Below are 12,775 nucleotides of genomic sequence, written 5' to 3'. Positions count from 1 at the left end.
CTTCGACAATTGTATCAATAATCGAAAATCTCCAAGCTGACGCACCTTAAAAGCTATGATACTTATCAAGCAAGGAATAAAATAATTATCTAATGCGTGTCATCAGCCGAAAACCACTGAGAGAATTTTGGGAAAAACACCCCAATGCTGAACCAAGTCTATTAATATGGTATCAGCGTACTTCTGAGGCTGAATGGCAAAATTTTGTCGAGGTACGCCAAGTCTTTCCCTCCGCTGACTTAGTAGGTAATTTTACAGTCTTTAATATTGGTGGCAATAATTATCGGCTAATCTGTTTTATTGATTATGAATACCAAATAGTATTCGTCCGCAGTGTATTAATTCATTCAGAATACGACAAGGAGAATTGGAAAAATGACGATTGGTTTGAAAACTCCTAGTAGCGATTACATTGAGTTAATCGTAGCTTTTCCCCCGCGCCCGATTAGTTGTGAAGCTGAGTTAATTGCTACCCAAAATCGGATTAATTATATTTTGGATCGCCGAAAACTGACGCAAGATGACCGAGATTACTTAAATGTGCTCGGTATTCTTGTCTATGATTACGAACAAAAACATGAGCCAATGCCTGTGCTGAAGGGGATTAAATTGCTCAAGGCTTTGATGGTTGAAGCTGAGCTTTCAGAAAAAGACTTGGTTGATATTTTTGCTACTGAGTCTCTGGTGGCTGAGGTGTTGAATGGTAACAGGGAACTGACGGTGAGTCAAATTCAGAAATTAGCTGAGTTTTTCCACCTATCGCCTGCGGCATTTATTGAGTGAACTTAATCGGATTCCCACTCTCGCTCGATTCTTTCTAAGTCTTTCGCGGCTCCCAATTGTTGAAATATTTGATGGGCACTGTTGTAATGTTGTTGGGCAAGTTCTGGGTAGTTGCGCTGGCGGTAAAGCTGTGCTAAATCGTAGTTAGTCTCGGCAATATGCCAAGTCATTCCTAGTTCTTGCATTTTCACTAAAGCTTCTTGTAAAAGCGGTTCTGCTGCATCTAGGTTGCCTCTACCGAGTTCCGTTTCTCCCAGACAACCGATCGAAGTTGCCATACCAGAGCGATCGCCCAATTCTGTCATTAATTCCAAAGATTGGCGGTACAATCTCTCTGCTTCATCCCAATTGCCACGATTTCCCTCGATCTGTCCCAACAATGCCCAACTTGTTGCGATACCATAGCGATCGCCCAATTCTGTCATTAATTCCAAAGATTGCCGATACAATCTCTCTGCGTCATCCCAATTGCCGCGATTTCCCTCGATATATCCCAATACTCCCCACATAGTTGCCATACCAGACCGATCGCCCAATTCTGTCTCCACTTCCAAACATTGCCGATACAATCTCTCTGCTTCATCCCAATTGCCGCGATTTCCCTCGATATATCCCAATACTCCCCAACTTGTTGCCATACCATAGCGATCATTATATTCTGTCCTTAATTCCAAAGATTGGCGGTACAATCTCTCTGCTTCATCCCAATTGCCGCGATTTCGCTCGATCTCTCCCAATACTCCCGAAATTTTTGCCATACCATAGCGATCGCCCAATTCTGTCATTAATTCCAAAGATTGGCGGTACAATCTCTCTGCTTCATCCCAATTGCCCCGATTTCCCTCGATCTGTCCCAACAATGCCCAACTTGTTGCGATACCATAGCGATCGCCCAATTCTGTCATTAATTCCAAACATTGCCGGTACAAGCTCTCTGCTTCATCCCAATTGCCGCGATTTCCCTCGAGCTCTGCCAATAGTCCCCAACTACTTGCCATACCATAGCGATCGCCCAATGCGCTGAAAATCTGTAAAGCGTGTTGATAATAACGCTCAGCTTCAGTCAGATTCCCCATTTGCTGTGCCACCCATCCTAACTGCGGGTAGGTGCTAGCTTGAGAATAGATATCTCCAATTTCTTGTGCAATCTCTAAACCTTGCTGATAAAAAACAGTCGCCTGTTGCCAATCTCGCAAATCCTGACAGACATTCCCCAAATAATACAAAGCATTAGCTTCACCGCGACGGTTTCCCAGTGTGCGGCTAATTTCCAGCGATGCTTGATACTCACTCATTGCCGTCGAAAATTGTCCCTCTTGCTTGTAAGATTTACCCAATTCATTGTAAACTTCTGCTCGCAGCGATAAATTTTCCGCTCCCTTTGTCAACTCCAAAGCTTTTTCTAAATACTCCCTCGCTTTAACTGGCTTTCCTTGGCTGAGATAAGCAACTCCTAATTGATGTAAAATATTGCTACAAGCACTAGGATTTTTTTCCGATCCAGAATGACTCGGACTGTATTCCATCAACAAAGACTCTAAAAGTTCAATTCTTTCTTGCTTTTCAGGCGTTTGTAATGTACTAAAACTCCTTTCCGAGTCGAGAGTCCGAGCAAGGGCATCATCTCTAGTAGATTGAGTAGTTTTAAACAGAAATACGCCCGATTTCCACGCCCAAAAATCAGGTGCAAACTTCGCCAAACGAGTAATCGCATAGTCCGGCAAAACAAAGAGGATCGGATGGGGAACGCTGGTTTTATAAGCATCTCGTACCCAATTAAGGTCTTGTAATACCGGAGGATATTCGTCAAATTTGCCTATCGACTTTTCCAATCCCCGCACAATTAAAACTAATTTTTTATTTGGCTCTCGCTTAATAGTAGGTAAAATCTTGATAATTTCATCTCGGAGAAAACGCAAATTCTCATCAAAACTCACAACTTCAAATTGAGTTTCTTGAGAAATCGGATGATTTTTCAATACCTCAATTAGCAAATCAGCTTCCGCATTAAAATTAACTTCTGCAAACCCGATAGTCAAATCTTCCGAAAAATCAACAAAGGTCAAAAGTTGAGTAAATGCTTGCTGATTGACAGCTAAAAATCGCCCAATTTGTGAATTACGATCGTTCTGGGTTAACATTGGATTCTCTGGCATCTCGGAGAGCTTTTTGGAATTCTTCATTTTGCTTCACCACCGGATTCGGATAGTTCCATCGATTTTTGCCGTTGTATTCCAAAACCGAAAGATTGAATAACATCAATTCACTGATTTCATCTTTATTAATATTTTTTGTCAAACAAACTTGAGCTAAAAGTGGATAATGACTTTGCGGGATAATCCGTTCAAAATTAAATTGTTCTTGTTTGATTGCATAGGTAACATCTTCAGCCATTATTTTATCGTGACCGCGACCTCTAGCTGTTATGGAAGCAGTTCGCATAATCTGGATGAGTTGGCGAACATGACCGCCGCTGGCTTTTGCCACTTCCAGCAATTGTTCGCGAGACTCAAAGATTGTGTCAACTTCAACTCGGCGTTCGATTAAACTAGCCATAGCATTTAAGCTAAGTTCATTGTAGTTTAAGTCACAGCTATCTCGATTAAATTCATAAATATTGACCATCGGGACAATGTGAGGACAGTCAAAATTCTTGACGGCATTTTGAGACGAGTACAGAGCTCCCAGCGGAACTGTATAAATCATCGTACAGTTCAGTTCTTGAAGTTGAGCGGCATAGTCAAAAAATAAATGGTTTGCCACCTTGGGAGGAACGCGGTCTAAATTATCAAATATAATTAAAAAACCTTTATAGTTAGGAAACTTTTTACGCAGCTTTTTGAGAGCATCATTTAACAGCAAGTTGATATCGGCTTTCAATCGAGAGATATCTTTTTCTAAAGTTTGGCGAATTGTTTTTTTCTGCTTATCAGAACCTTTGATTTGTGCCAGTAACTTGACCAACAACTTCGCTAAAAATGGAGCTTCCGGCCCCAAAGTTGCTTCTCCTTCGATGCTGATGGAACTTTCAACGGTTCGTTCTGTTTCTTCGGTGACATCCTTAAACCAAGCCTCAAAATTATCCATCAGCCGAGAATCTAATTTCAGCCCCAGCCGGCGCATTTCAAACTCAACTCGCTTAATGGCAATTAAATAGAAATCTGTATAACCGACATCATTAATATCTGTCTCTTCGTTGACTTCCAGATAAATGACGCGATAATCTTTTTCCCACTCTTTTTGAATTCGCTTCAATTCGGTACTTTTGCCACAGCCGCGATGTCCGGTAAACAGGATTGTGGTAAACTGTTCGGGTTCTTGACAGTCTAAAATATTACTGACACCTGCGATCGCTTCGGTTTTGCGAACATCCGATAAATCAACATAATAGCGATCGAGATCTGCACCTTCTAAGGATTGGAGAGGATTACAGACTTGATAGGCAGTTTTGAGGGTAGTGGCGCGGTTGATAGGATTAGTGGTCATAAGTTTTTAATTTAGTATATTTGTTGCAGGAAACCTGAACAATGTATCAAAGTTAAGTTGTTTATGTACTTGGATTGTAGCAAAATAGGTCCGCACTCAGGACTTTAGCCCTGAGAAAAGAAAGGACGGAATTCCTTACTACAAACTAATGGGTAATATACCAGTTTTCAGTCGAGTGAAGTACAGATTCAACGGTAGGGAAACGGCACGGCGCCGTGTCCTCGATCCTGTCAACAAGGGCGTTAAACCCGCAGTCCGGCAGGGGTTGAAACCCCTGCCTCAAAGCAAAAGTCCTCTTAAGAGGACTGAGAAAAAGACTGGTAAACCGATTAGTCCTCTTCAGAGGACTTTCGCTATTAGACAGGGAATTCATTCCCTGGCGGACTGCCGGGTAGGCGCGAGGACTGGCGGACGAAAAGCTTAAGTTGACACCAATGGGCACGGCGCCGTGTCCCTACTGTAAATCCTACCAACTAAGGCAAATCAGTGCTCCCCATCAGATAAAGGTCGCACTCCCGGGCCACGCCGCGCCCTTCGTTAATTGCCCAAACCACCAAACTTTGTCCCCGGCGACAGTCCCCAGCCGCGAAAACTCCCGGAATGCTGGTTGTATATTTTTCGTGCTCGGCTTTTACGTTGCTGCGGGCGTCGCGTTCCAATCCCAGCGCATCCAGCAAGGGCTGTTCCGGGCCGAGGAAGCCCATCGCTAGCAACACAAGCTGTGCGGGCAACACTTTTTCGGTGCCGGGGATGTGGTTCGGAATGAACTGCCCTTTCTCGTTTTTCGCCCACTCCACTTCAACGGTGTGCACGGCTTTGACATTGCCGTTTTCGTCGCCCTCGAACTTTGTCGCCGTGGTGAGATAGCCGCGGGGGTCATCGCCGAATTTGGCTGCTGCTTCTTCTTGGCCGTAGTCGAGACGGTAGACTTTTGGCCATTCCGGCCAGGGATTGTTGGCCGCCCGTTCTGAGGGCGGTTTGGGGAGGATTTCTAGCTGTACCAGGCTTTTGCAGCCGTGGCGAATGGAGGTGCCCACGCAGTCGGTGCCGGTGTCGCCGCCGCCGATAATCGCGATATCTTTGCCTTCGGCGGAGATGAAGTTATCGTTGGTGCTCTTGTCTAAAACTGCTTTGGTGTTCGCAGTCAGGAAGTCCATTGCGAAGTGGATGCCTTTTAATTCCCGGCCGGGGATGCCCAAGTCGCGGGGTTTTGTCGCGCCGGTACAGAGCACAACTGAGTCGTATTCTTTTAGCAGTTGTTCGGCTGGTAAGTCTTTGCCGACTTCGGTGTTGCAGACGAATGTCACCCCTTCGTCTTCCAGGACTTTGAGGCGGCGCATTACGACTTGTTCTTTGTCTAGCTTCATGTTGGGGATGCCATACATTAGCAGGCCGCCTGGTCGATCGGCTCTTTCGTATACTGTTACCCAATGACCGGCTTTGTTGAGTTGCGCGGCGGCGGACAAACCGGCGGGCCCGGAACCGATGACGGCGATTTTTTTGCCGGTGCGTTTGGCGGGTGGTTCGGCGGTAATCCAGCCTTCATCCCAGCCTTTGTCGATAATTGCGGCTTCGATGTTTTTAATCGTCACCGGCGGGTTGTTGATGCCGAGCACGCAAGCGCCTTCGCAGGGTGCGGGACAGACGCGGCCGGTGAATTCGGGGAAGTTGTTGGTTTTGTGGAGTCTGTCTAGGGCTTCTTTCCACAGTCCGCGATATACGAGGTCGTTCCATTCGGGGATGAGGTTGTTAATCGGGCAGCCGCTTGCCATGCCGCTGATAATTGTCCCCGTGTGGCAAAACGGAATGCCGCAATCCATGCAGCGCGCGCCTTGGGTGCGGAGTTTGTCCTCATCCATTGGCAGGTGAAATTCGTCCCAGTTGTGGACTCTCTCGACTGGTGAGAGTTCGGAGGGCAATTCGCGCAAGAATTCGATAAAGCCTGTTGGTTTTCCCATAGTGGTGTTCTGGTTAGAATTTACTATTCTGGTAGTTTGTCAAAGCTGAAGCCTGTATGCTTATGAACTAACTATTGTCATATAAATTGTGGGCGATCGCACCTCAGATTGAGCAATTTGTACATGAAATCTTTAATATCGCCGGGAGTCGGGGAATTGTCGGCAGCGGTAAAATATAGATAGATGGACAGCAAAGAAACCGGGTTTTTTACGGGGATTAAAGGTTTTAAAGGTTTTGATGCAGTATTTTCGTCCCTCAAACCCGGTTTCTACGTAATTTCAGCATGGCTTATTCTGGGACGATCGCATTTACCGATAATCCCACATCTGGAAACCCTCGCGGGTTAACTCGGACGACCCGCCAGCGTCAACTTTCAAGCGCCGTCCCCATCAGCAGGGCTCGAAATACAATACAAAAAGTTACAGGCCTTGCCAAATATTAATTTCAGGATATACTACTGTAAATCGGTCAGATATATGGAGTTAATACCGTCAACTCCTAAAATAGGTACACAAAGTCATGAGCATTACAATTCAGAACGTATCGAAACACTTCGGCTCCTTCCACGCAATTGACAACGTGAATTTGGAAATTAAAAGGGGCTCTTTAGTCGCGCTGTTGGGGCCTTCGGGTTCCGGGAAATCAACTCTGCTGAGGATGATCGCGGGGCTAGAACCGCCGGACAGCGGTCAGATTTACCTGACAGGTGAAAATGCTACTCATCAGTCGGTGCAGGAACGTCATATCGGTTTTGTGTTTCAGCACTACGCTTTGTTCAAACACATGAGTATTCGGAAAAATATTGCTTTTGCGATGGAAATTCGCAAAGTTCCTAAAGACTCTATTCGCAGGCGGGTGGATGAACTTTTGGATTTAGTGCAGTTGACAGGTTTGGGCGATCGCTATCCTTCGCAACTTTCCGGGGGCCAGCGGCAGCGGGTGGCTTTGGCCAGAGCTCTCGCAGTTCAACCGAAAGTGCTGCTGCTAGACGAACCTTTTGGAGCATTAGATGCTAAAGTCCGCAAAGAATTGCGATCGTGGCTGCACAACCTTCACAAAGAAGTTAACATCACCACAGTTTTTGTGACTCACGACCAAGAAGAAGCTATGGAAGTAGCCGATGAAATTGTGGTGATGAACAAAGGTAGAGTCGAACAAGTTGGCACTCCTGCTGAAATTTACGACAAACCGGCGTCAGCTTTTGTGATGAGTTTTATTGGGCCGGTCAATGTGCTGTCGAATGCTGCGGGTTTGTTCGCCAGCAACGGTACAACGGCTCGCAATAATGGATCCGCTCATTCGGACGTAGTATTTTTGCGCCCCCACGACGTGAAAATTCAAACTAAGCCGGAGTCGGGTTTTGCCTTAGCAAAAGTCAGCCGCATCATTCATTTAGGACGGGAAATTCAAACCCAGTTAGTATTAGAATCGGGTCAGGTAGTAACAGCTTACGTGAGTCGCGATCACTTCGACGATCTACAGCTAAAGCAATATCAGCAAGTTTACGTCAAGCCCAAACACGCGATGACTTTCCCTGCTTACTCAGTTTAAATCAGCGGCTGCATCTTACGCAAAATACTATCGGGGAGCTTCTAGACAAAACTGCTGCCACATCGTTACCAGGCTCGTGCCTGGTAATGCTGTCTCGTGGCTCTCAATCGGAGGCCGAGCCTCCTGAAATTCATTCCCAGGCAGAGCCTGGGAACGAGAAAAAGCTTCCCCCTGAAATTTTGAGTGGGAACGATAAAAAAAGGTCAGCGAAGAATATGAATGCTAACAAATTGTTGAACTTAGCAACTAGCACTTTACTTAGTTATCGCCGTTACATCCAGGCAGGATTAACACTTTGTGCAGGATTGGGGCTGTCTGCGATCGCCTCTTCAGTTGCGTACAATTGGGAATATAAATCCATGCAAGCCGAACTGCAAGACCGCCTGGACAAAATAGCTACAGACATTCAGAAAGATGTTAGCGGTAATTTAGAAATCATTCGGGCTGCGGGAGCATTTTACAGCGTATTTGACGGCGTTAAAAAACCAGAAATGAAGACATTTGTTGGGCCGGCCCTCTACCGCCATCCGAGCCTAAAGGCGATCGCTTGGCTGCCTAGTGTTTCTGACTCTCCGCAATTCCTGACAGAGGAAATAGATTTAAATTTAGATTTAACAGCCAATCGGCTAGCGTTAGAAAACGCCACAAAAAGACAAGAAATTACCGCGACCGATCGCCAAAAATGGTCGTCACAAAATCAACCCACAGTCTTCGTCTTCATGCCAATTTTTACTCAAAATTCTGCTGATGATGGCGCCGAATTTCAGCCAAACTTACCTCCTCGGTCACGAGAAAATTTGAAAGGTTTTACTTTTGGCGTTTTGCTGGTTGATGCTATTGTAAAATCGGCTTTACAGGAAACTAACCTCAACTTTGTTAACGTTTATCTTCAAGATGCTATGGCTCCTGAAACAGAAAGATTTCTTGCGTTTTATGAAGCCAAGACCAAAAGGATAATTACCGACGAAAATATCAAAAATCAACTCCAGCTTGGAGAAAGAGCTTACTGCCCAGACGGCAGCAGTTGCACCCGCATTATCAATATTGAAAATCGCAGGTGGTTGCTGCAACTACGGCTAACGCCAGAGTACATTAATCCTCTAAGATTTTGGCGTTCTTTGACTGTTTTAATATTTGGAACAATCTTAAGTTGGGCGGCGACACTTTATCTAATAAGCTTGTTGAATTATACCGACAAAATTGAGAAAATAGCAGCAGAGCGCAGGGCTAAATCTCAACAGCTAGAGCAAACATTGCAAGAGTTGCAGCAAACTCAAGCTCAACTGATTCAGCAGGAAAAAATGTCTAGTTTGGGTTTATTAGTTGCTGGTGTCGCCCACGAAGTTAACAATCCTATTAATTTTATTTACGGCAATATCCACCACGCTCGCGAATATACTAGGGATTTGTTGGAGTTAATAGAACTCTACCAAAAACACTATTTATACCCTCCATTGGAAATTTCACAGCATTTACGAAATATTGAGTTTGACTTTCTGTGCGAAGATTTGCCGGAAGTGCTGTCCTCGATGAAAATAGGAGCAGAGCGCATTGTTCAAATAGTCCAATCTTTGCGGAATTTCTCTCGCTTAGACGAAAGCGAAATGAAACCTGTCAACATCCATGAAGGCATTGACAGCACTCTGCTAATTCTGCAAAGTCGCCTGAAAGCTACAGCCGATCGCCCGCCGATCGAGATTGTTAAAAACTACAGCCATTTACCTTTAGTAGAGTGCTATGCCGGACAATTAAATCAGGTGTTCATGAATATTCTGGCTAATGCGATCGACGCCCTTGAGAGTTACAACCTCGATCGCGGGCCCAAAGCAGCGAAAGCTAATCCGATCGCGATCGCCATAACTACAGAATATTCAAGTCCCGATAAAATAATTGTGCGGATAGCCGACAATGGCCCCGGTATGGCAGAAAATGTCAAAAAACGGCTGTTTGACCCGTTCTTTACTACTAAACCTGTGGGAAAAGGGACAGGATTGGGACTGTCAATCAGCTATAAAATTATCGTAGAAAAGCACAAAGGTACGCTGCGCTGCGATTCGACACCGGGATTGGGGACCCAATTCTCGATCGAGATTCCGCTGCGGCAAGAAGTCAGACAAGCTGTACCGTTTGTTTCGCGGAAAATATCGGAGGCAGCTTAGAAAGGGCTGGGGAAGGAAAATTTTTTTTCTCATTAACTACTGTAATTCGGTCGGATTATAGTATTATAAGTAAGAATGCCACAACCAATACTGCTTTATGCAGCTTAAACCGTCGGCACTGCCGATACTGTATAACCGAAACACGGCGGGACTAAATATGTTCAGTGACTTGCAAATTATTTACGAACGTGACCCCGCGGCGCGCAACTGGCTGGAAGTATTATTTTGCTATCCCGGACTGCAAGCAATTTTTTTGCACCGGATAGCAAACTGGCTTTATTCCGCTGGTCTGCCGTTTGTACCGCGCTTGATTTCCCAACTAAGTCGGTTTTTAACAGGTATTGAGATCCACCCAGGAGCGAAAATTGGTAGGGGGGTGTTTATCGACCACGGCATGGGGGTGGTAATTGGCGAAACTGCGATCGTTGGAGATTATGCTGTAATTTATCAAGGAGCGACCATTGGCGGCACGGGTAAAGAAATAGGAAAACGGCATCCGACGCTGGGAGAAAATGTAGTCGTGGGAGCCGGTGCTAAAGTTTTAGGCAATATTCAAATTGGCAATAATGTTCGGATTGGTGCGGGTTCGGTGGTGCTGCGGGATGTCCCTAGCGATTGCACAGTTGTGGGAATTCCCGGCCGCATTATCTCTCGCAAAACGCAGGTGGAAGATGCTCAAAATTCTCAAGGCCTACCGGATTTGGAAGCTCAAGCAATTCGAGCTTTGTTCGATCGCATTAAGGATTTAGAAGAGCAAGTTGATTTTTTAAAATCTCAATTATCTCCGCTCAAAACAACTCACTCAGAGCAAGCAGAGGTCGAAAAATATGAATTATTTCACTCTTCTGATTTATTCATTACACAGTTTTTAGACGGTGCAGGAATCTAGTAAAGCTTTAATTTATATAGATTTTTGCCAGCCACACAATCCTGCTGTCATTGGACAAACTAACTTTTATTCTTTCAGTAACTGGCTATGACTATTGCTTCTCTTTCCACTAAAACTTTTGATGAAACGAGCCGCCATATATTTCCTCGCCGCTCGCGCTTGCCCAACAGAAGCAATGCTCTGTGGCGAATTGAAACTGGAGTTGTGCGAACTGTAACGTGGCTTGAAGATGGCACAATTATCACCTTGGGATTGTGGGGGCCGGGTGATACGATCGGCAAACCGATATCAAAATGCGATCCTTTTCAAATTGAATGCCTTACTAAAGTCGAGGCAATTTTACTATCGGGCGAGCGCTGGCTAAATAGAGATATTTTGCTCACTCACATTCAGCAGGCTGAAGATTTTATGGTAATGCGAGGTTACAAAAGAGTTGATTTTATGCTCTATCAACTATTAACTTGGCTGGCTAAGAGGTTTGGTTCTGAGGTAGAGCAAGGACATCTAATCGATATGATTTTAACGCATCAGGACATTGCAGAAATCATCGGTACGAGCCGCGTAACTGTCACTCGCACCCTCGGTCATTTTGAGCAGCAAGGCTTGATCGATCGTCTGCCGCTCCACCGGATTATTCTACAACCTTCCGAGGTTTGGCACTACGAAATCTAAGGGTAGAATCAATGTCTCGCACGCGCGTGCGAAGCTATCCCGCAGGGAATCGCCCCAAAATTTCTGTATCCTTCGCTACTAAAAAAAACTATTGACTTTCTGAGACTGTCTGTGCAACAATCAACAGCTATACCTATAATATACGGTAAATCGGTCCAGTTTAAGATGATTGCTAGATAGAGCGATCGGCTCTCTAGCAGCGAGGAGCTTTTTGTGCTTTTCGACAGAGACAATGCAAGAGGAAAGAAAATGAAAACTAAATGGCTGAAAGCTCGATTCAAAAGAAACAAAATAGGGGCATTAATTGCCGTCCTAGCGGTGCTGGCGATCGCAATTCCTCTGTTCCCATTTTTCCCAACCCAAGCAGCGGAATCAAAAAGTAAAATTCAATTCGTTTCCCCCGCGTGGGTTGCCCAAAACGCCAGCGACAAAAACCTGCGAATTCTCGATGTCCGCACCAATCCAATGGACTACTTTATCGGGCATCTTCCCAACGCAGTCAACATCGCCGACAACACCTTGCGCGGGCCGGACAGCGGTTTGCCAGTACAGTATCTAACGCCGGATAAACTGGGGCAATTACTGTCGCGGGCAGGAGTAACAGACAACAGCCGCGTCGCAGTTTATTCCGACGGCAGAGACATTCTGGGTGCGACAATGGTTGCTTACGTATTGGAGCGATTGGGACACTCGGACATAGCAGTTATCGACGGAGGTTATGCGGGTTACAAAGCAGCTCAAACTGTGACGAAAGAGTTTCCAAAATACGCGGCCGGTACACTGACTGTGCGCGACAACAAATCAATTCGTGTCACCCTGGATGAAGTCAAAAATTTAATTGGCAAAGCAGGCGTCACATTCATCGATCCCAGACCGGAAAAACTATTTCAAGGGGAAGAAAAAATCTGGACGCGCAACGGACACATTCCCGGCGCTCGCAACATTCCCTGGCCGACTTTTACCGATGCTGAAAACCCGCACAAGTTGAAGTCTCTCGACGAAATCAAGCAGATTTTAGCAGCTAAAAAGATCGATCGCAACAGCGACATCATCGTTACTTGCAGTACGGGGCGGGAAGCAACGCTGCAATATGTAGTTTTGAAACACTTGCTGAACTATCCGAAAGTCAGAATCTACGAAGGTTCTTGGACTGAATACAGTCAGACTAATTTACCTGTAGAAACTGGGCCGGAACAAGCAGTGTAGAAAACCAATCTGTAGTTAACAGCAATTTTGGCTAAAAATTGACCTAAGAGGTAGAATGAAAACAGCAATT

The 12,775-nt window shown here is 45.3% G+C and carries 11 protein-coding genes; 8 read left to right on the top strand and 3 right to left on the bottom strand.

What is annotated here, in order from left to right; genetic code table 11:
* Positions 1-92 precede the first annotated feature (92 nt).
* A complete protein-coding gene (locus QUB16_RS04105) occupies positions 93-401 on the top strand; it encodes a type II toxin-antitoxin system HigB family toxin (RefSeq protein ID WP_333310847.1) in 309 nt (102 codons plus the stop codon).
* Positions 376-783, top strand: a complete 408-nt coding sequence (locus QUB16_RS04100) for a transcriptional regulator (RefSeq protein WP_333310845.1) — start codon at positions 376-378, stop codon at positions 781-783. The genes QUB16_RS04105 and QUB16_RS04100 overlap by 26 nt, the downstream gene beginning before the upstream one ends.
* A 2-nt stretch (positions 784-785) precedes the next feature.
* On the opposite strand, the gene QUB16_RS04095 is transcribed toward QUB16_RS04100, so the two are convergent.
* From QUB16_RS04095 to gltD, 3 genes are all read right to left on the bottom strand, one after another.
* Positions 786-2,924 (bottom strand): tetratricopeptide repeat protein, encoded by a 2,139-nt coding sequence (locus QUB16_RS04095; protein ID WP_333314218.1) that lies wholly within the window; start codon positions 2,922-2,924, stop codon positions 786-788.
* Positions 2,902-4,269 (bottom strand): P-loop NTPase fold protein, encoded by a 1,368-nt coding sequence (locus QUB16_RS04090; RefSeq protein ID WP_333314217.1) that lies wholly within the window; start codon positions 4,267-4,269, stop codon positions 2,902-2,904. Before QUB16_RS04090 ends, QUB16_RS04095 begins: the two co-directional genes overlap by 23 nt.
* Positions 4,270-4,742: 473 nt before the next feature.
* Entirely contained in the window at positions 4,743-6,227 is a 1,485-nt protein-coding gene (gltD, locus tag QUB16_RS04085; protein ID WP_333167206.1) for a glutamate synthase small subunit, read from the bottom strand.
* A gap of 183 nt (positions 6,228-6,410) precedes the next feature.
* Here gltD and QUB16_RS04080 point away from each other — a divergent pair, with 183 nt between their 5' ends.
* From QUB16_RS04080 to QUB16_RS04055, 6 genes are all read left to right on the top strand, one after another.
* Entirely contained in the window at positions 6,411-6,575 is a 165-nt protein-coding gene (locus QUB16_RS04080; protein ID WP_333314216.1) for a hypothetical protein, read from the top strand.
* A 172-nt stretch (positions 6,576-6,747) separates the two neighbouring features.
* Entirely contained in the window at positions 6,748-7,779 is a 1,032-nt protein-coding gene (locus QUB16_RS04075; RefSeq protein WP_333314215.1) for a sulfate ABC transporter ATP-binding protein, read from the top strand.
* A gap of 215 nt (positions 7,780-7,994) precedes the next feature.
* The gene (locus tag QUB16_RS04070; protein ID WP_333314213.1) at positions 7,995-9,938 is read left to right on the top strand and encodes an ATP-binding protein; all 1,944 of its coding nucleotides are present in this window, start codon (positions 7,995-7,997) and stop codon (positions 9,936-9,938) included.
* Positions 9,939-10,095: 157 nt separating this feature from the next.
* Complete coding sequence (cysE, locus tag QUB16_RS04065; RefSeq protein WP_445251097.1) at positions 10,096-10,827, top strand: serine O-acetyltransferase; 732 nt, start codon at positions 10,096-10,098, stop codon at positions 10,825-10,827.
* Between the two features lie 87 nt (positions 10,828-10,914).
* Entirely contained in the window at positions 10,915-11,499 is a 585-nt protein-coding gene (locus tag QUB16_RS04060; protein ID WP_333314210.1) for a Crp/Fnr family transcriptional regulator, read from the top strand.
* A gap of 249 nt (positions 11,500-11,748) precedes the next feature.
* Entirely contained in the window at positions 11,749-12,705 is a 957-nt protein-coding gene (locus QUB16_RS04055) for a sulfurtransferase (protein ID WP_333314209.1), read from the top strand.
* The last annotated feature ends 70 nt before the right edge of the window (positions 12,706-12,775 follow it).

The sequence above is a fragment of the Microcoleus sp. D3_18a_C4 genome (assembly GCF_036702415.1).
Taxonomy (GTDB): domain Bacteria; phylum Cyanobacteriota; class Cyanobacteriia; order Cyanobacteriales; family Microcoleaceae; genus Microcoleus.
The sequence above is the reverse complement of the archived record's forward strand: the minus strand, read 5'-3'. Positions and strand labels throughout refer to the sequence as shown.

Bases quoted from the DNA above. Each gene is read 5' to 3' on its own strand.
- QUB16_RS04055 (WP_333314209.1), top strand. From the start codon at position 11,749: ATGAAAACTAAATGGCTGAAAGCTCGATTCAAAAGAAACAAAATAGGG.
- cysE (WP_445251097.1), top strand. From the start codon at position 10,096: ATGTTCAGTGACTTGCAAATTATTTACGAACGTGACCCCGCGGCGCGC.
- QUB16_RS04075 (WP_333314215.1), top strand. From the start codon at position 6,748: ATGAGCATTACAATTCAGAACGTATCGAAACACTTCGGCTCCTTCCAC.
- QUB16_RS04060 (WP_333314210.1), top strand. From the start codon at position 10,915: ATGACTATTGCTTCTCTTTCCACTAAAACTTTTGATGAAACGAGCCGC.
- QUB16_RS04080 (WP_333314216.1), top strand. From the start codon at position 6,411: ATGGACAGCAAAGAAACCGGGTTTTTTACGGGGATTAAAGGTTTTAAA.
- QUB16_RS04105 (WP_333310847.1), top strand. From the start codon at position 93: ATGCGTGTCATCAGCCGAAAACCACTGAGAGAATTTTGGGAAAAACAC.
- QUB16_RS04090 (WP_333314217.1), bottom strand. From the start codon at position 4,269: ATGACCACTAATCCTATCAACCGCGCCACTACCCTCAAAACTGCCTAT.
- QUB16_RS04070 (WP_333314213.1), top strand. From the start codon at position 7,995: ATGAATGCTAACAAATTGTTGAACTTAGCAACTAGCACTTTACTTAGT.
- gltD (WP_333167206.1), bottom strand. From the start codon at position 6,227: ATGGGAAAACCAACAGGCTTTATCGAATTCTTGCGCGAATTGCCCTCC.
- QUB16_RS04095 (WP_333314218.1), bottom strand. From the start codon at position 2,924: ATGTTAACCCAGAACGATCGTAATTCACAAATTGGGCGATTTTTAGCT.
- QUB16_RS04100 (WP_333310845.1), top strand. From the start codon at position 376: ATGACGATTGGTTTGAAAACTCCTAGTAGCGATTACATTGAGTTAATC.